Origin of the sequence: Pseudoalteromonas sp. Cn5-37, from assembly GCF_021532495.1 — a bacterium.
GTDB classification, from domain to species: domain Bacteria; phylum Pseudomonadota; class Gammaproteobacteria; order Enterobacterales; family Alteromonadaceae; genus Pseudoalteromonas; species Pseudoalteromonas simplex.
Genome location: NZ_JAKGBA010000003.1, coordinates 167,497 through 185,516, shown reverse-complemented (window position 1 = coordinate 185,516; position 18,020 = coordinate 167,497). Strand labels below are relative to the sequence as shown.

The window sequence follows — 18,020 nt, the reverse complement described above, 5'->3', positions numbered from 1 at the left end:
ATTTTTTATTATTCAATGTCACATAATTCAACAGTATAGCTTAGTTTTGTTGAGTTACAGTGACTGCAGTGTCATTTGTGCATGGCACGGAAAATTAGTAAAAATACCATCTACGCCATACTCTAGCATTAATTCGATATCTTCCACTTTATCGACCGTGTAAGCATAAACTTGAAGGCCGCGTTGTTTTGCGTCAGCAACAAACTCATGGTTTATAAAGTTTTTATCTACATGAATGCTATAGGCATGCAGTTTTTGCGCAAACTCGCTGTAATTAATTGGGATAGAAGCGGTAAGTGCACCAATCTTTACCCACGGCAGTTTTTGCTTTAGCCACATCAGTTGGTGGTGATCAAATGAAGAGACTAACAGGTTATCCCGAGATATTTTCCCTGCACTGACATTTGACTCAATAAGCTCTACAAACTTGTCTAACGAAAAAGTATGTTTAAGCTCTAAATTAAGTAAAGTTTTATTACCAACCCAATCGATTGCCTGTTGTAAAGTGGGCACGCATTCGCCATTGCCTGCATCGTATTGTTGAATTTGCTCTTTTGAGCAGGCGTTTACTTTACCGCGACCTGAAGTTGTACGATCAAGCCAAGTGTCGTGAATAATCATGTAATCATCAAGGCAGCTTTGCACATCAATTTCGATGCCATCTACTGCTAAATCAACAGCGGCGATAATGGCGCTTTGAGTATTTTCTGGGTAGGTACCACTGGCACCTCTGTGAGCGAATACTTTCATCATTGCTTATACCTACGAGTCACTGACCATGTTTCATAAAAAGCGGCACTAATAACTAGTGCGCCACCAATAAGAGTGCTAATTGAAGGTTGCTCATGCAAAATTAAAAAAGCGAAAAACGTACCGTATAAAGGCTGCAAACACGATATTAAACCAGCGGTTGAAGCTGATAAGTTTTTTAGGCTTGCTGCAAACAGTGAATGCGGTGCTGCTGTAAAAATAACCCCTACAGTAATTAATAGCAGCCAATTTATTGTATCAACTTGTAATGGCGGTACCTCGACAAAGGCACACAGCATAATGCAGGCGATCCAAGTTTGGTAAAGCATGGTTTGTGGGCCGCTATATTGGCTAAAGTAACGCTTATGAACGATATTTCGAAAAGCAAAAAAGAACGCTGACAAAATACCAATAGCAATACCGAGGGTGACATCATTGCCTAAGCTGGCATCAGGAATAAGTAAATAAATACCAAGCATTACTACTAAGGCGCTAAAAATATCTTTGAGCTGCGGTTTGCTGCCATGAAAAAAAGGCTCTAAAAACACCGTGATAACAGGATAAGAAAAAAAGGCAATCATACCGACAGCAATTCCTGCTAATTGCATACCTGCGAAATAGGTGAGCCAATGTATTCCAACAGTGACACCAAGTAACAAGGCTATAAGGTAGTCGCGACGCGAGTGAAGCTTAATCGCTTTGTGTTGAATTGTAAGTAAGATCAGTAAGGCACAGCCAGCAATCGCTGTTCGGTAAACGGTAATATCTAATGCACTTAGGCTGACTAGTTTAGCGAATAATGCAGTCCCCCCAAATAGGAGTACTGCAATATGTAAGTATATTAGGCTCTGTTTGTGCGCCTGCATTACAAACCTTGTTATTGTTGTTATTAACTCTCTTTGTAACGGTAATCCTTTACTTTGTAAACTCCCTAAATGGGCTAATTCATTCGTTTAGTTCCAATATTTCCACCCCTGCAAGTAATAGTGCAGCACATTAGGCTCATCAAGCGTCGATACTTTTTCATTGTTAGCGCTAATATCTGGGGTAAAAATAAACAATTGTGCGTCATTTTCTGGGCGGTAAAAGCGGGTTTTAACCGGTAATACTTGTTGGTTACTACACATCAAGTTGCAAGCCATAACAAAGCCCCACTCTCCAAAAGAGGGTACATTTAAATGGTAAGGCAAGGTGTGCGCAAAGCCTGCTGCAATGAGCGTATTATTGATAGACCAAAATGCGTGTTTCGCAAAAAATGGGCTGGTGGCCTGGGTCACTACAATACCGTTATTTGGTAATCGTGTTTTTACTAGTTGATAAAACTGCTGACTGTAAAGCCGTGCTAAATTGATTGCTTTTGGATCAGGTAAATCAATAAAAATAATATCGAACAGCTGTTCGCTTTGCTCAATAAACACATAAGCATCTTGATGAATAACCGTCACTTTAGGGTCACTGAGTGAGTGCTTGTTAAGAGTTGTCAGGTTGTGATTAGTTTGCGCAAGCCTAGCTACTGCAGGGTCTAAATCGACTAGAGTAACAGACTCAATTTGCGGGTATTTCAAAAGCTCTCTGGCCGCCAAGCCATCGCCACCACCTAAAATTAGAATACGTTTTGCATTACCATGGCGCACCATAGCGGGATGAATAAGCGCTTCGTGATAGCGATACTCATCAATCGATGAAAATTGCAAGCCACCGTTTAAATAAAGCCGAATATCATCTTTATGACGAGTGAGTACAATTTGCTGATAGGGCGTTTGCTCTGAGTGTACAACACGGTCATCGTAGATTTGGCTTTGCCAAAGATGGGTGAGCTGTTTACTCGCAAATAAACAAAGCACCAATATTAAGCTAACTAAAACAAGCGTGAGCCTAAGCACTTTTCGACGATTTGGGCTGATATGGTCGATAAAGTACCACAGCAATAACAGCGCAATACTTAGATTCATTAAGCCAAAACTTAACGCTGTTTTAAAAACCCCAAGCCAAGGTAAAAATAGAAAAGGAAACAGTAAAGTCGCAAGTAGGGCGCCAAAGTAGTCAATAGATAACACATTGGCGAGGTTTGCTTTTAGCGCATAATGTTTTTCCATTAGGCGACTTAATAGCGGAATTTCTAAGCCAATCAAAATCCCTATTAGCGTGGTGAGTAAAATACTAATGGCTTGCAGTGGTAAGCCAAACGCATAACAGAAATACAGCAATGGCACACTCAAACCACCAAGTAGTGCAAGCGCAAGCTCAAAACCAATAAAATACACTAGCAATGGCTTATCAGGCACAAAACGCGAAAAATAAGAGCCAACCCCCATTGCCGCCATATAGACGCCAATTGTCAGAGAAAATTGGGTGATGCTATCACCCAAAAAGTAGGCACCAGTGGTTGCGATCAGTAGCTCATAGATAATTGAGCAAAGGCCAGCAACAAAAATACTAAACAGTAAAATGTGGCTTTCGCGAATTGATTTATTTACCACCTGGGCCGCCTCGTGAACGGAAACCTGCACTGCCAATACTTTGCTCACGCAATTGTTTATCAACGCTTATCGTGAGGTGGTGATAGGAGTAAACTTGCCAATCTTGCTCTTTGTCACCTTTGCTATATGCCAAGAAAGAAAAGAAAAGCACGGGGGCTAAAAACAGTAACACAATAGGCCAAACAGAGATGCGCGATTCCATTGCTTTTATAGCCTCAGGGTTTAACTTATTGATTGGTTTATAAGTAATATCAGAGCCTTCACGCTCAGCCTCTAAACGATGCAGCATTACAAATAGCGCTACACCGCCGATGAAGCCAGAAATCCATAACAGCGGTAACATGAAATTACTGTTACCTTTGATTGGAATGATACGAAACGTATAACTAAAATGTTCGGCACGCTTATTTGGGCCAAACGTACTGCTGACGTAGGCGCTATATTGTCCCTTTTTAGGGAAGTGAACATCGTGGTGAGTATAATCACGGTATTCAGTCCATTTACCATCTGAATCGTGTCCGGTTTCGGCCCAAAGTTCATCAGAGTAACTAAATAAGTAGTTACCATCAGGGTCAAAAATTTCGATATCAATGGCTTTCCATGAGTTTAAAGGCAGTCTGCCTTTAATTTCTAAGCGCATCATTTGGCCATCTTCTGGCACTGTAAATAGGTAAGGTTTGTCTTGTCCGTCGTAGTCTTTAAAGTTGCCATATTGGCCACTAATAAGTGGCGCTTGTAGATCTGCACGTATCACTAAGCAAACAACAAATGTGATAGCGGCAATAATAAAAAGCTTATAGATGTTCATCCATTACTCCATAAATAAGCTTAAATAGCGATAGTGATGATAACAGCAACACAGATTGCAATGCTGCTTTCAATAACCGCAACGGCGGTGTTTTTGTCGTGCATTGCTTGGTCGAGTGAAATTTTGCTAAAGATAATTTTATCAACGAGGTAACGCACAATTGGTAAAATTAAAAAGCCAAATAACGCGTCAATAAAGAATAAGCTTAAGCTTTGTTGCCAGCTATGAAAGCCACCAATGAGCGCATGACACAAGATAATAGCTAGCGCCAACATGGTGCCAGAAAAGCTAAGCGCTACGGCTTTGTTGCCTTTTTCGAGCTGTTCGTGAAGATTAAAAGCAGTGAGGTGATCATAGCCTTTGGCAAAAATGATCAGCATTAGTTGTCCTAAAAAATAAAACACAATGGCCGATAACCAGCTGCCTTCGCCGGTTAATGCACCACCAATGATCAGCGCTGCAGCCATATAGTTTGCCGCTTGTACTAGGCCAACCGCCTCGTTTTGTTGGTTAATTAATTGCTCTTGGTTGCAGAACAAACGCAGCAGTAACTTGTCATTCAAAATACGTGAGCAGGTTAGCAGTACCATACCTAATACACTGTACAGTGATACATTCATCAAATCGCTTAGCAAACCTTGGCTAGGCCCAGCTAAAACAAAGCCATAAATAATGGTAATTGCCCCTAAATAGCCACCAATAGATAAACCTAAAGCACTGTTGGCATTGTCGGTTAATTGGCTGGTGGTGTTATAAGGGGTTGCTAAGTTATACGACAGTTTTGCAACGGCTATAATCGCAATGAATAGACCAATGTAGGCGCTGTTATAGGCCATCGTTGCGAGGTAATGGGTTAAGTTAATATCCATATAATTATGTTAGCTTGTTGTTATTTTCCGAAAATATTAACACAGAGTGTTTGTTGCAAAGAATATCAAAGCTTCATTTTTGGCAGAATTAATCAATTTCTTAAAAGTTTCATCGCTTTTTTATGACAATTGTCAGTTCAATCAATGACAAAATTCACTTATTCCAGCAAGTAGAAAAAGTAATAGTTAAGCCTCTACTTTTTGGAGGAATAAAAATGAATAATGCGGCGTGGATAAGTTTATTAATTGCAGGAATTTTTGAGGTTATTTGGGCACTTGCTATGAAGCAGTCAAATGGCTTTACTAAACTATGGCCTTCAGTTGTTACATTTGCAGCTATGTGGGCCAGCTTTGCCTTTTTGTCATTTGCTTTAAAGTCATTACCTCTCGGGATTAGTTATGCGATTTGGGTCGGTATTGGTACTGTTGGGGTATCAATATTTAGTGTGATATGGCTTAGAGAGTCTATTACCATATTTCAGATAATCTGTATTATATTAATTTTAGTCGGAATAATTGGGCTAAAATTTCAAACCAACTAAAAGAAGCAAGTGATATGTTAAATAGTCGGCTTAAGGATAAAAAAACGAATTTGACCTCTTTTTGGAATTGGGGGCCACTGCTTTTTTCGGGATTCTATTTGCTTCCGAGTATTTTCCAAATTGAAAGCACTGACTTTATGCAGATGTTCACGATTGTTCTGTTGTACTTAATTTTTATTTATTTGTATGTGAAAGCAACACTAAGAGGAACAGAACAAGTTTGGCTGCAGCTAATGTCGCTTATTTTGGTTTGTGTCATTGCTAGTTATCTAACAGTTGGCTCCGCGACTTTATTTGGCTTTGTAGCATATATTGTAGGCTATAACTTTTCGAACCGTGCGCGTATTTTTGCAATTTCGATACTACTTTTAGCTTTGCTATCTAGTAGCCAAATAATCAATGAAAATTATGCTGAGTATTTTCTCAGTGGTTCTCTTATATTGCTTGTCGCTTTATTTAGTTATGGCATTGCAGGGCGTAATGAATTTTTCCATAAACGCCGAGAAAAGCAAAATAGCAAACAGTTAGAGCAGTTTGCAGCAATTGCAGAGCGAGAGCGCATAGCTAGAGATTTGCATGATGTGTTAGGCCATTCTTTATCTTCAATCGCTTTAAAAGCGGAGCTCGCGAGCAAATTAAGTCAAGCTAATAGACAGGCTCAAGCAAGGTCGGAAATTTTTCAGGTTGCGGAGTTGGCTAGGGAGCTATTAAGCGATGTAAGAAAAGTTGTAACTGATTTAAAAGAATTGGATATAGATACACAAATTAATAGGTTAATTGTTCGGTTAGAGGAGAGTGGCTTCAAAGTTATTCGTAATATTAAGGTTGTTGACTTGCCGGCAAAATTAGAAGGAGTTGTTAACCTAATAATTAAAGAGGCTGTAACCAATATATTGCGCCACAGTAGTGCTAAATATTGTGAAATATCAATATTACAAACACTGGATAGTGTTGACATTAAAATGAAAAATAATGCAAATGAAACTAGCCAAATTACACTTGGAAATGGTCTATCGGGAATTAAAGAGCGATCTCTACAGCTAGGGGGAAAGGCCGAGTTTAGTTTTTGTAATCAACAGTTCGTTGCATTTATTAAATTGCCTTTGAGTATTAAATCGGAGCGGGCAGAATGATAAGAGTCTATCTTGTTGAAGATCAAGCGTTAGTTAGAGGAGCTGTTGCTGCTCTTTTAGGCCTTGATGAAAATATTCAAGTAATTGGTCAGGCTGAAAATGGCAAGGTGGCGCTTGCTGAAATACCAAAGTGTAAACCTGACATCGTTCTTACAGATATTGAAATGCCGGAGTTATCAGGAATTGAACTTGCTGAAAAATTGGCAATAGAAAAGAGTGAAAGTCGTATAGTAATCATGACTACTTTTTCTAAAGCAGGCTATATCAGGCGCTCTTTAGATGCTGGTGTAAAGGGGTTTATTCTTAAAGAGGCATCAAGTGATAGTTTAATTCTAGCACTTAAAAAAGTCATGTCTGGGCATAAAGTGATAGATCCTGAATTAGTTTTAAGTGCTTTAGATGATAGAGACCCACTAACTGAAAAAGAGCGGGCATCATTAAAGTTAGCTGCAGAGGGGTTAAAAACGCAAATGATTGCAGCTAAATTATACTTAAGTGAGGGAACCGTACGTAATTACTTGTCAGAGGCGATTAGTAAATTAAATGCAAGTAACCGTATCGACGCTGCTAGAATTGCAAAGAGAAAAGGGTGGTTATAAGGTCCTTAATTTTGCTATTAAATTATTGAGCAATTTGAGTGCGAAAACAGGTTTAATTAATTTCTTAAAAGTTTCATAGCTTTTGCCTGTCTCATTGTTAGGTTATGGGTTAAAATAACAACATAACCAACTAACAAGATAGTGAATGTCAAAACAGGATCCAAATCTCAGTCGAGAACAAGAAAAGTACGAAAACCCCGTCCCTAGCCGTGAGTTTATACTTACTCACTTAGAATCTCGTGCCAAACCAGCAAACTTCACACAACTTTGTGACGAATTACATGTTAATGATACAGAGCGTCAAATTGCGTTCAAACGTCGTTTACGTGCTATGGAGCGCGATGGTCAACTGTATTTCAATAAGTTTAAATGCTACGCATTGATTGATGAATCTGGCTTGGTTAAAGGTAAGGTCATTGGTCATCGTGACGGATTCGGCTTTTTAGAAGTTGAAGGTGAGAGTAAAGATTGGTTTATCGCCAAGCACCAAATGAATATGGTGTTGCACGGTGACATTGTGCTTGCTAAAGGCAATCGCAAAGGATCTAGCGGCAAATGCGAAGCACGTATCATTAAGGTCTTAACCAATGAACGTGCACCGATAGTTGGCCGCTATTTTGTTGAGCATGGTATTGCAGTTGTTGTGGCTGAAGACCCACGCATAACGCAAGACATTATGATACTACCGGGTAGTGAAAATGGCGCGCGCCACAACCAAATGGTGCAGGTGCAAATTACCCAAAACCCTAGCCGACATATGAATGCGGTAGGTAAAGTCACAGAGGTACTAGGTGAGCACTTAGCACCGGGTATGGAAATTGAAGTTGCACTACGCAATCACGATATTCCTCATGTGTGGCCAGAAGCGGTTGAAAAGCAAGTTGCTCATTTAGGTGAGTTTGTTGATGAGCAAGCAAAGCAAGGTCGTGTTGATTTACGTGACTTACCGCTGGTGACCATTGACGGTGAAGATGCCCGTGACTTTGATGATGCCGTTTATTGTGAGCGCAAGCCTTCAGGTGGTTGGCGTTTATGGGTGGCCATTGCCGATGTGTCGCACTATGTAGGAATGAACACGCCTCTGAATAAAGAAGCGATCGAGCGTGGTAACTCAGTGTACTTCCCTGAGCAAGTTATTCCGATGCTGCCAAAAGTGTTATCGAATGGCCTATGCTCATTAAACCCGAAAGTTGACCGCTTGTGTATGGTTGCTGAGATGACAGTATCAGAAGCAGGTAAGTTGTCTGGGTATAAATTTTACGAAGCGGTGATGAATTCACACGCTCGTTTTACCTACACGAAAGTGAATGCGATTTTACAAGGCGATGAAAAGCTGCGTGAAGAATATGCCGAGATGGTGCCGCATTTAACTGACTTACAGCAAATGTATATGGCACTAAAAGCAGCACGCCAAGAACGTGGTGCGATTGAGTTTGAAACCTTAGAAACGCGTTTTGTGTTTAATGCACACCGTAAGATTGAATCAATCGTGCCAGTGGTTCGCAATGATGCACACAAACTTATCGAAGAGTGCATGATTTTAGCGAACGTATCGGCAGCCCGATTATTAGAAAAGCACGAGGCAAGTGCGCTTTATCGTGTGCATGATGAGCCTGATGCTGAAAAGCTTGGTTTCTTCAGAAACTTTTTATCAGAGCTTGGTATCGAAACCGCGATTTCTGATGAGCCAACACCAAAAGAAATCACTCACGTGTTAACTAAATTAGGCGACCGCCCAGAAGCTGAGCTTATTCAAACCATGCTGCTCCGTTCAATGAAGCAAGCGGTGTATCAGCCTGATAACATTGGCCACTTTGGTTTAGCTTTACCGGCGTATGCCCACTTTACGTCGCCTATTCGTCGTTATCCTGATTTAGTGGTGCACCGTGCAATTAAAGCGGTACTTAAAGCGCAAGGTCAGCAAACATCGGGTGAGTATGCCTACACTGATGACGAAGTTGATATTTTAGGTGAGCAGTGTTCAACCACTGAACGCCGTGCTGATGATGCGACTCGTGAAGTCGCAGATTGGCTTAAATGTGAATTTATGCAAGACCATGTTGGTGACGAATTTGGTGGGGTGATCTCATCGGTAACTAACTTTGGTCTATTTGTACGCTTAGATGATTTACAAATCGACGGTATGATCCATGTAACTAACCTAGGCAATGAGTACTTCCATTACGATGGTGCTAAGCATTGCTTGATTGGTGAACAAACGCACACCGTTTATCGTTTAGGCGATAAACTAACGGTTCAGGTGTCATCTGTCAGTCTTGATGAGCGACGCATAAACTTAGTGTTAGCAGGTGAAGCGCAACAAGACCGTTATGCGCGTCGTCGTGGCCGTAGTGCCCCTGCAAAACCAAGTGTTCGTGCCCAGCTTAAAGCAGGTAAAATTCCTGGTAAAAAAGCGCTGTCAGGCAGCTTTGAGGCAAAATCAGGCGATAAAGAGAATGAAAAACGTGGCAAGTCTTCACCTTCTAAAGGGCGTAAAAAGCCTAATAGTAAACAAGCTGATGCTGTAAAAGTTGGCAAAAAGAAGAGTAAGAAAAAAACCACCAAAAAGGCAAAAAGACCGGGTAAGAATGCCCGTAAACGTAATGGCCGAGGAGCAAATAATACGTGAGTAATGAATTAATTTTTGGTTTTCACTCAGTTGAAGCAATATTAGCAAAAGAGCCTGAGCGCTTTTTAGAAATATACGCTTTAAAAGGACGTGAAGATAAACGCTTAAACCCGGTTATTGACCAAGCACGTAAATTCGGTATTTCTGTACAGTTTATGCAGCGTAAAGCGCTTGATAATAAAGCAAATGGTGAGCAGCACCAAGGCATTATCGCTAATGTAAAAGCGGCGCGCATGTATAACGAAAAAGATCTTGATGAGATCATAGCCCGTGAAGAAACGCCTTTCTTGCTGGTACTTGATGGCATAACAGATCCGCATAACTTAGGTGCCTGTTTACGCAGTGCAGATGCTGCGGGCGTGCACGCGATTATCGTTCCTAAAGATAAGTCTGCAAAACTGAACGGCACAGCGCGTAAAGTCGCATGCGGTGCAGCAGAAACAGTGCCATTGGTACAAGTCACCAATCTTGCGCGTACGCTACGTGAAATTAAAGATGCTGGCGTTTGGGTTGTCGGCACTGCCGGTGAAACAGATACTGAGTTATTTGATGCAAATCTAACAGGGCCAATGGCTGTTGTTATGGGTGCTGAAGGGGATGGTATGCGCCGTCTTACACGTGAGCATTGTGATTTATTAGTTAAAATCCCAATGGCTGGTACGGTATCTAGTTTAAATGTGTCAGTTGCGACCGGTATTTGTTTATTTGAAGTGTTACGTCAGCGTAATGCAACGCAAATCTAACTACCGCGAAAATTTCAGACACAAAAAAAGCCGATGTAACATCGGCTTTTTTTGTATCTATTTCGTAAGATTAGATCTTTGCAAAAGCGTCTTGTAGTGGTGGTACTACTTGCTTCTTACGGCTTAATACGCCATCTAACCATACGTGACCGTCTTCTGATTTAACATCATAGGCAGCTTCGATTACTGATACGTCATCAGACGCAATTAGCATTTCAGAGCCTTCTTTCATGATATCAGTTAACAGGAGTAATACTGAGTGGCGACCGCCTTCTTCTTTAAGCTTTGCGATGTCAGCTTCAAGATCTGCTTTGATCTCATCAAATACAGCAAGGTCGATAACTTCTAGCTGGCCAATACCTACTAGCTTACCGTTCATGTTGAAGTCTTTGAAATCACGCATTACTAAATCACGTGCAGGCGTGCCTTCAACTGCTGATTTAACCTTGAACATTTCCATGCCCAGTTCTTTGAAATCTTCGATGCCAGCGATTTCAGCAAGTGCTTCAACACATTTGATATCAGCTGTTGTACACGTTGGTGATTTAAAGATTACAGTGTCGCTTAAGATAGCGCATAACATGATGCCTGCGATATCTTTTGGAATCTCTACGTTGTAGAAGTCATACATCATTTTGATGATAGTGTTTGAACAACCCACTGGGCGGATCCAACACTCAAGTGGTGTTGATGATGTTAAGTCGCCTAGTTTGTGGTGATCAACAACACCTACAACGCGTGCTTCATCGATGTCATCAGGTGCTTGTGTTTTTTCTGTGTGGTCAACGATATAAACGTCTTCGCCTGCGTAGCTAAGTTTTAGCTCAGGTGCTTCGAAACCGAATTTATCTAGGATAAATTGTGTTTCAGGTGATACTTCACCTAAACGCGTCGGGATCGCAGGTTCATTGATCTGGTTTTTTAAGTAAGCAAGCGCAATTGCACCGCAAATTGAATCTGAATCAGGGATCTTATGACCCACTACATACATTGACATTGACGGAACTCCTTTAAATTTGGCGGATATTTTAGCAAAGTATCGACAGATTGATACATAACAGACATGAAATTTTGTTGATCAATTACAACTGCCAATTAATGTCCTTTTTGGTTACACTTTAAGATATTGAAAACTGAGGAAGATACTGATGCGCTTGAGCCGAAAAGCATGGAATAATGTGGTGATTATTTCGATGCTATTGATGATTTTTTTCTTCAATGGCCTACATAAAAAGCTCAATACACAGCCCGTTGAAGAAGGAGTACAAGCATTACTCCCAGAGCAAAGCTTCATTTTAGCAATGGCATTTCCAGAATTAAAAATCGAGCGTATCGGCACCTCTTGGCGTAGCCAATCACTGCAAGAAACCACATGGCAAGGCGATGAGCAGCAGCTCGAACAACTCGTTGAACTTTGGCAACATCAAAAACTGACTATTGCCAGTCTCCCTGTTAGTAAAATTTCACAGACATCGGCTGATTATGTTGCCTCCGTGTGGCTAGCCGGGGAGCAGTTGCCAGCGGTGTATCAGTTGTACAACATAGATCAGCAATACTATTTATTAGATAAGCGGTTACAACGAGTATTTGAGCTTGAACAAGCTGATGCTGCTAAGTTATTTCCGTTATACCCGTTTTAAGAGAGTCACAGATGCCTGAATTACCAGAAGTTGAAGTTAGCCGTTTGGGAATAACGCCGCATGTGCTTAACCAAACAGTGACCAAAGTAAATATTCATAACGCCAGTATGCGTTGGCCTGTGCCTGATGATGTATATCAATTACAAGGACTTAAAGTTACTTCAGTAGAGCGTAGAGCAAAATATTTATTACTCGGTTGTGAGCTGGGTAGTGTTATTTTGCACTTAGGAATGTCGGGCAACTTACGAGTTGTGAGTGCTGATGAGCCATTAAAAAAGCACGACCATATCGAATTTATTTTAGCCTCAGGTAAAGCGCTAAGACTCAACGACGCGCGTCGCTTTGGTGCCTGCTTATGGCAAGCGCCAGGCGAATGTCATACCTTGTTAACCAAACTCGGGCCGGAGCCACTTACCGATGAGTTCGCTGCAAAGCGTGTTTACGAACAGTCTAGAAATAAAAAAGTACCGATAAAACAGTTTATTATGGATAACGCTGTGGTCGTTGGTGTGGGTAATATCTACGCTAATGAATCGTTATTTAAGGCCGGAATTCACCCGAAACGAGAAGCTGGCAAGGTGTCTTTAAAGCGTTATCAGCAATTAGTGCCTATTATTAAAGAAACACTTGCTGCGGCTATCACGCAAGGCGGCACAACATTAAAAGATTTTGCTCAAAGTGATGGTAAGCCCGGTTATTTTGCCCAGCAATTACTGGTTTATGGTCGCAAAGGTGAGCCATGTGTAACGTGTAAAGAGCCATTAAAAGAAATTAGGTTAGGACAAAGAAGCACTGTGTACTGCTCTAATTGTCAAAAATAACAATGAAGAAGCACGCCAAGGCGTGCTTTTTCATTACAGTTCAAATGGTGCTACACCAACGGCTTTCATCTTGTAGCCGACTTGAGCAATTTCACCAGACCAGGTTTCGGTGCTGATAACGCCAGTCACGACAATCGCATCGTATAGGCTTTCGATTGGCACGCCATCTTTAATCGTGACATGCACAATTTGATTTGGTGGCGGTGGTGGCACGTGAATACAAGCTCCGAAGTAAGGTACCAATAAAAACTCGGTGATCACTTCGCTATCACCTTCTAGTGGCACAACAAAACCAGGCAAACTTACTGACTTTCCATTAAGCTCTTTTACCACAGGTGCATCAAGGTCTGGTTGCACCCAGTTTTGCTCAGATCCTTCATGGTTTGCTTGTGCTTGGGTGTCGATTTGCACATGACCTTTTGGAATTAAATCTTCCCAGAAGATTTCTTTAGGTGCGCCAGCATTAGCGCTAGCACACACAACTAATGCGACTAAAGCGACGAATTTTCGAAAAAACGGCATAACATTCCTTAAATTTTAATACTCATACCATCAGCAAGAGAGTAGAAATACGCACGGGTTGCAGGAATTAACCCAACAATAAAGCCTGCGACCATTATCGCAGCTAAGAGCATGAGTTCATAGGATGACAGTAAAGCAATATTTAGGCTTATTCCGGCATGGCTTTGCAAGTAATCTGCGCCGAGTAGCATTAAAGCATAGAACAGTGCGGTGCCAACAATGCAGCCAAGCCCTGTGATAAGTAACGACTCGACACTGATCAAAGTGAAAATATGCCATGGCCTTGCGCCAACAGAGCGCAAAATAGCAAGTTCTCTGCGGCGTTGATTTAAGCTCGAAAGCAGGCTCGTTAACATGCCAAGCAAACTGATCAATACCACAACAATAGAAAATAACAGCAAGATTTTTTCAACGATAGAGAGCATTTCCCAGAGCTCACGCAAAGTAACACCTGGCATGATGGCAAGCAGTGCCTCATCTTTGTATTGGTTGATATTACGACGTACTTGTAAAGTATAAAGAGGTGAATCGAAACCAAGTAAAAAAGCGGTTATTTGCTTTGGTGTGCCAACTAAATCAACATCATCATGCTGGTCATGGTCATTTGCATCTGCCTGAGCGGCTTCATGCTGATGAGCATGACCACCATGAATCGCTTCAATTGCTGCAAGTGGAATATGCAGGGTTTTATCAACAGGTGTCCCCGTTGGGTTTAAAATACCGACCACTTTAAATGGGTTATCGTCATGATTATGAAAGCTGGTATTGCCCATGCCGTGTGCAATCACCACTTCATCACCAAGTTGATAGCCAAGGGTATTGGCAACCTCAGCACCTAATACAACTTCAAATAAGTGATTAAAATCATGACCTTGCGAAAAACTTAACGGCTGCTTTTTAGCAAAGCGATAATGCTCGAAATAGTCTTTATTTGTACCAAGTACAGCTAAACCTTTATGGCTGTCGCCAAGTGACATAGGAATAGCCCATTTCACACCCCGTTGCCCAGAGATGTATTGGTAGCTTTTCCAACTCACACCATTATTAGCATGGCCAATCCGAAATACCGAAGACAGCAGTAGTTGGATATCACCGGTACGCGCACCGACAATTAAATCAGTACCAGAAATTGTATTGCTAAAGCTACTTTTAGCATCGACACGAACCCGCTCAATCGACATGAGTAGCATTACGCTGATAGCAATGGTAAACAGGGTGAGTAGGGCGCTGGCCTTTCGGTTTAATAAACTTTTTGTGGCGAGTTTAATGAGTAGCATCTGTGCCTCCTTGTAACTCAACAAGGCTGATACTGCGGGTAAATAGCGTTTGTAATGTTTCATCATGGCTAACAAAAATTAGCGTGCTATTTGCTGCGTTTGCCTGTTCAAATAATAATTTTACGAAGGCTTGGCGATTTTGCGTGTCGAGTGCTGAGGTAGGTTCATCTGCAATGATAATTTCAGGGCTGCCGATAAAAGCTCGCGCTGCGGCAACTCTTTGTTGCTGACCTATACTCAGCTGTGCAACGGCTTGATGTTGCAAGGCGTCGTTTAATCCTAAAGCAGTGAGTAGGCGGCTTGCCTCCGCGGCTATTGTTGCACTATTTTTTAATGCGTTTTTTTGCCTTTGCTTTGAAAATTGGCAACCCAAAGTCACGTTTTCAATGGGCGATAAATAGGGCAGTAAATTAAAGTTTTGAAAAATATAGCCAATATGGTCGGCACGAAAACGGTCACGTTTACTATTACTCAGTTGGTTAATCGCTTTACCAAGAAGCTGGATATTGCCTTGTGTTGGCACTGTGACACCAGCAAGCAGGGATAATAACGTTGATTTACCACAACCACTCGGACCGTGAAGAAAAACATGTTCGCCTTGATCAATATCTAGCTTAGTAATATTGATCGTCGGCTCAGGTTGTTTTGCGTGCCATTTAAAAAGCACATTTTCAAGCGTGATCATAACGACCTATGAATTGTTACCATCGCCAGTAATTTAACTCTTTGCGCATTTTAAAATTACGAATAAAATTACGTGGTTTCGGCTTAAGTGCAGGATTGCTTAATAGTAATTCATTGCTAGCAGCAAGTACACGTTGACTCGATAAGCCGTCTTGGTAAGGATGCAGTTGCTGGCAGAAGTGTTCGATTTTTGCCATTAATTCCGCAGGCTTACTCAATGCATAGTCAATTGCCTCGGCAACTTTATCTGCATCTGTAATATCAACTAAATGTTCACCAGCACCATGATTACAAAAAGTCACCACAGGTTTTCTTTGTAAGATAAACATAAGCAAAATAGACGAGGTATCACACAGCATAACATCCGCTGCTTGTAATAGTGGTAATACGTTATCAGTCTCGACAAATGTTAGATTGTCGTTTTGTAGAGCCTTGTATTGTTCAACAATCTCGCTTGGCATTTTTGGGTGAAATTGCACCAAAATTCGCCACTTGCCTTGCTCACTGTATGCTTTTATTTGTTCGTATAATTTAGGTGCAAGAGAAAGGCGCTTTGAGAAAGTCGAGCAAATCAATAAGGTTTTTCTGTTGTCATCATGATTTTTGTATGGATTGTTTTCAATCTCACTAAAGTAAGGATCGAGCGTCGGCCAGCCCGTTTCTTTTACTTTAAAGAATCCATGTTGCTGGGCAAGCTCTAAAAAAGTAGTCGTGGTTGTTGGACCTTGAGTGCAATATAAGTCGAAGCACCCTCGAATATTAAAGTGATTATCAACACCTTTATTCATGCGCTTTCCTGAATTGAAACCATGGAAAACAGCCACTTTTTTACCAGGGATGAAATCCGGCACCACATTCCCTGGTACATACACGATATCTGGACGCCAGTCTTTGAGCTCATCTACTGATAATAATCGAATCTCATCTTGGTGAAGGAAGTTTGGATTTACTTCATCGCCGAACAAAAACCAGCGAACTTCGCCACCTCGGGCTAAAATCTCCCGTTGTAATGGGCGTAAGATCGCGTACGAATAGTTCTGCGAAATAAACATTAAGTATTTTTTGTTTGCGGTAGCTGCTAAGTAATCCAAGAAAACCTCCTATTGCGAGGTCGCTATTATAGCGAAATAATGTTTATGACAGCAAAATTACTGGAAGTTTAAATTTTTATGTTTTTTATCACGTCCGCAGGCTGCTGATGATAGTGCAATGATTGAGCTTTCAAGGCGTCTAGATTATTATAGGCGGCCATAACCCCAATCCCATACATGTGCTCACATGAGCATGCCAAATACTATCGGAGATAGCATGACTAGCTATAAAGTTTTAGACGTAAACGATGATTTACCGATCCGTACCAAAGGTGCGGTACACAGTGGTAAAGTGCGTTCAGTTTATTGGTTAACTGATGAAGACAGCGCTCGTTTAATTAATGAAAAAGGTTATCAAGTTCCAAAAGGAACTGAGCTAGCTATTATGGTTATTTCTGACCGTATTTCTGCGTTTGATTGTATTTGGCAAGGTGAAAACGGTTTAAATGGTGTGCCTGGTAAAGGCATCGCGCTAAACTCTGTGGCATCTCATTGGTTTAAGTTATTTGATAAAGCAGGTCTTGCTGGTAACCATATTGTTGATATTCCACATCCATATGTATGGATTGTGCGTAAAGCAAGTACAGTAAAAGTTGAAGCCATTGCGCGCCAATATATTACTGGCAGTATGTGGCGTGACTACGCCAAAGGTACACGTAGTTTCTGTGGTATTGATTTACCAGAAGACTTAGCTGCGAACCAAAAGCTAGATGAAGTGTTAATTACGCCATCAACGAAAGGCATTATTACCGGTGTTGCTGAGATCCCTGAAGTAGATGATGTAAATATTACCCGTGAAAATATTACGAATAATTTAGCTGTTTTTAACTTCAAATCTGAAGATGATGTCGCTAAATATGAGCAATTACTTGTTGAAGGCTTTAAGCTGATCAGTGATGAACTTGCACAGCTTGATCAAATCTTTGTCGATACTAAATTTGAATTTGGTTATGTTGAAGACATTGATGGTTCAGATAAGCTTATCTATATCGATGAAGTAGGCACACCAGACTCATCACGTATCTGGGATGGTCCAGCTTACCGTGACGGTAAAATCATTGAAAACTCAAAAGAGGGTTTCCGCCAGTTATTAATTAATAACGTGCCAGACAGCGACGTGTTATTAAATAAAGACCGTATGGGCGAGCGTGAGCAGCTTGCTAAAGACTACACCTTGCCAGAATCAGTGATGCTTGAAGTGTCTGATACCTACGTTGGCATTGCGAGTAAAATTATTGGTCAAGAAATCACTATTCCTAGTGACCCAAGAAATGAAGTAATCGCAATTTTAGATAGTGATTATGGCTTAATTAAGCACGATTAATAGGCATTTACTAATTTTATTCATAGCTAAGATGCTATTTTTAAAGCCAAGCTGTCACAAATAACATTGCTTGGCTTTTTATTACCTTCTGTACTCATTTCTGAATGA

The 18,020-nt window shown here is 41.0% G+C and carries 18 protein-coding genes; 8 read left to right on the top strand and 10 right to left on the bottom strand.

Annotated elements, in window-relative coordinates; all coding sequences use genetic code 11:
- Positions 1–54: 54 nt before the first annotated feature.
- The 5 genes from L1266_RS07415 to L1266_RS07395 all read right to left on the bottom strand — a co-directional run bounded on the left by L1266_RS07415 (position 55) and on the right by L1266_RS07395 (position 4,907).
- The gene (locus L1266_RS07415; protein ID WP_235377194.1) at positions 55–753 is read right to left on the bottom strand and encodes a glycerophosphodiester phosphodiesterase; all 699 of its coding nucleotides are present in this window, start codon (positions 751–753) and stop codon (positions 55–57) included.
- The gene (locus L1266_RS07410) at positions 750–1,616 is read right to left on the bottom strand and encodes a DMT family transporter (protein WP_235377193.1); all 867 of its coding nucleotides are present in this window, start codon (positions 1,614–1,616) and stop codon (positions 750–752) included. Before L1266_RS07410 ends, L1266_RS07415 begins: the two co-directional genes overlap by 4 nt.
- Before the next feature lie 87 nt (positions 1,617–1,703).
- Entirely contained in the window at positions 1,704–3,230 is a 1,527-nt protein-coding gene (locus L1266_RS07405; protein ID WP_235377192.1) for a polyamine aminopropyltransferase, read from the bottom strand.
- Entirely contained in the window at positions 3,220–4,038 is an 819-nt protein-coding gene (locus L1266_RS07400; RefSeq protein ID WP_054561029.1) for a hypothetical protein, read from the bottom strand. The genes L1266_RS07405 and L1266_RS07400 overlap by 11 nt, the downstream gene beginning before the upstream one ends.
- 20 nt (positions 4,039–4,058) lie before the next feature.
- Positions 4,059–4,907 carry a DUF350 domain-containing protein gene (locus L1266_RS07395; RefSeq protein WP_228290552.1) on the bottom strand — a complete coding sequence of 283 codons (849 nt, stop codon included), beginning with the start codon at positions 4,905–4,907 and terminating at the stop codon, positions 4,059–4,061.
- A 215-nt stretch (positions 4,908–5,122) separates the two neighbouring features.
- Here L1266_RS07395 and L1266_RS07390 point away from each other — a divergent pair, with 215 nt between their 5' ends.
- The 5 genes from L1266_RS07390 (at position 5,123) to rlmB (ending at position 10,553) form a co-directional block, all read left to right on the top strand.
- On the top strand, positions 5,123–5,449 hold the full coding sequence (locus L1266_RS07390) for a DMT family transporter (protein ID WP_054552883.1): 327 nt from the start codon (positions 5,123–5,125) through the stop codon (positions 5,447–5,449).
- Positions 5,450–5,463: 14 nt separating this feature from the next.
- Complete coding sequence (locus L1266_RS07385) at positions 5,464–6,582, top strand: sensor histidine kinase (RefSeq protein ID WP_235377191.1); 1,119 nt, start codon at positions 5,464–5,466, stop codon at positions 6,580–6,582.
- Positions 6,579–7,181, top strand: a complete 603-nt coding sequence (locus tag L1266_RS07380; RefSeq protein ID WP_054552706.1) for a response regulator transcription factor — start codon at positions 6,579–6,581, stop codon at positions 7,179–7,181. The genes L1266_RS07385 and L1266_RS07380 overlap by 4 nt, the downstream gene beginning before the upstream one ends.
- A gap of 145 nt (positions 7,182–7,326) precedes the next feature.
- The gene (gene rnr, locus L1266_RS07375; RefSeq protein ID WP_235377190.1) at positions 7,327–9,810 is read left to right on the top strand and encodes a ribonuclease R; all 2,484 of its coding nucleotides are present in this window, start codon (positions 7,327–7,329) and stop codon (positions 9,808–9,810) included.
- A complete protein-coding gene (gene rlmB / locus L1266_RS07370) occupies positions 9,807–10,553 on the top strand; it encodes a 23S rRNA (guanosine(2251)-2'-O)-methyltransferase RlmB (protein ID WP_054552704.1) in 747 nt (248 codons plus the stop codon). Before rnr ends, rlmB begins: the two co-directional genes overlap by 4 nt.
- 70 nt (positions 10,554–10,623) lie before the next feature.
- Here rlmB and L1266_RS07365 read toward each other — a convergent pair whose 3' ends face one another.
- A complete protein-coding gene (locus L1266_RS07365) occupies positions 10,624–11,550 on the bottom strand; it encodes a manganese-dependent inorganic pyrophosphatase (RefSeq protein ID WP_235377189.1) in 927 nt (308 codons plus the stop codon).
- Between the two features lie 151 nt (positions 11,551–11,701).
- Between L1266_RS07365 and L1266_RS07360 the strand changes: the two genes are divergently transcribed.
- Both L1266_RS07360 and mutM read left to right on the top strand, forming a co-directional pair.
- Positions 11,702–12,193: a hypothetical protein gene (locus L1266_RS07360; RefSeq protein WP_054552702.1), complete on the top strand. Its 492-nt coding sequence runs from the start codon at positions 11,702–11,704 to the stop codon at positions 12,191–12,193.
- Between the two features lie 11 nt (positions 12,194–12,204).
- The gene (gene mutM, locus L1266_RS07355) at positions 12,205–13,014 is read left to right on the top strand and encodes a bifunctional DNA-formamidopyrimidine glycosylase/DNA-(apurinic or apyrimidinic site) lyase (RefSeq protein WP_054552701.1); all 810 of its coding nucleotides are present in this window, start codon (positions 12,205–12,207) and stop codon (positions 13,012–13,014) included.
- Between the two features lie 33 nt (positions 13,015–13,047).
- On the opposite strand, the gene L1266_RS07350 is transcribed toward mutM, so the two are convergent.
- The 4 genes from L1266_RS07350 to L1266_RS07335 are packed head-to-tail and all read right to left on the bottom strand — an operon-like array spanning position 13,048 to position 16,588.
- The gene (locus L1266_RS07350; RefSeq protein WP_235377188.1) at positions 13,048–13,536 is read right to left on the bottom strand and encodes a DUF3299 domain-containing protein; all 489 of its coding nucleotides are present in this window, start codon (positions 13,534–13,536) and stop codon (positions 13,048–13,050) included.
- An 8-nt stretch (positions 13,537–13,544) separates the two neighbouring features.
- Entirely contained in the window at positions 13,545–14,813 is a 1,269-nt protein-coding gene (locus L1266_RS07345; RefSeq protein WP_235377187.1) for an ABC transporter permease, read from the bottom strand.
- Complete coding sequence (locus L1266_RS07340; protein ID WP_138598859.1) at positions 14,800–15,498, bottom strand: ABC transporter ATP-binding protein; 699 nt, start codon at positions 15,496–15,498, stop codon at positions 14,800–14,802. Before L1266_RS07340 ends, L1266_RS07345 begins: the two co-directional genes overlap by 14 nt.
- Positions 15,499–15,514: 16 nt before the next feature.
- Positions 15,515–16,588 carry a CDP-glycerol glycerophosphotransferase family protein gene (locus tag L1266_RS07335; protein ID WP_235377186.1) on the bottom strand — a complete coding sequence of 358 codons (1,074 nt, stop codon included), beginning with the start codon at positions 16,586–16,588 and terminating at the stop codon, positions 15,515–15,517.
- A gap of 217 nt (positions 16,589–16,805) precedes the next feature.
- Here L1266_RS07335 and L1266_RS07330 point away from each other — a divergent pair, with 217 nt between their 5' ends.
- Entirely contained in the window at positions 16,806–17,912 is a 1,107-nt protein-coding gene (locus L1266_RS07330) for a phosphoribosylaminoimidazolesuccinocarboxamide synthase (RefSeq protein WP_235377185.1), read from the top strand.
- Positions 17,913–18,020: the final 108 nt, after the last annotated feature.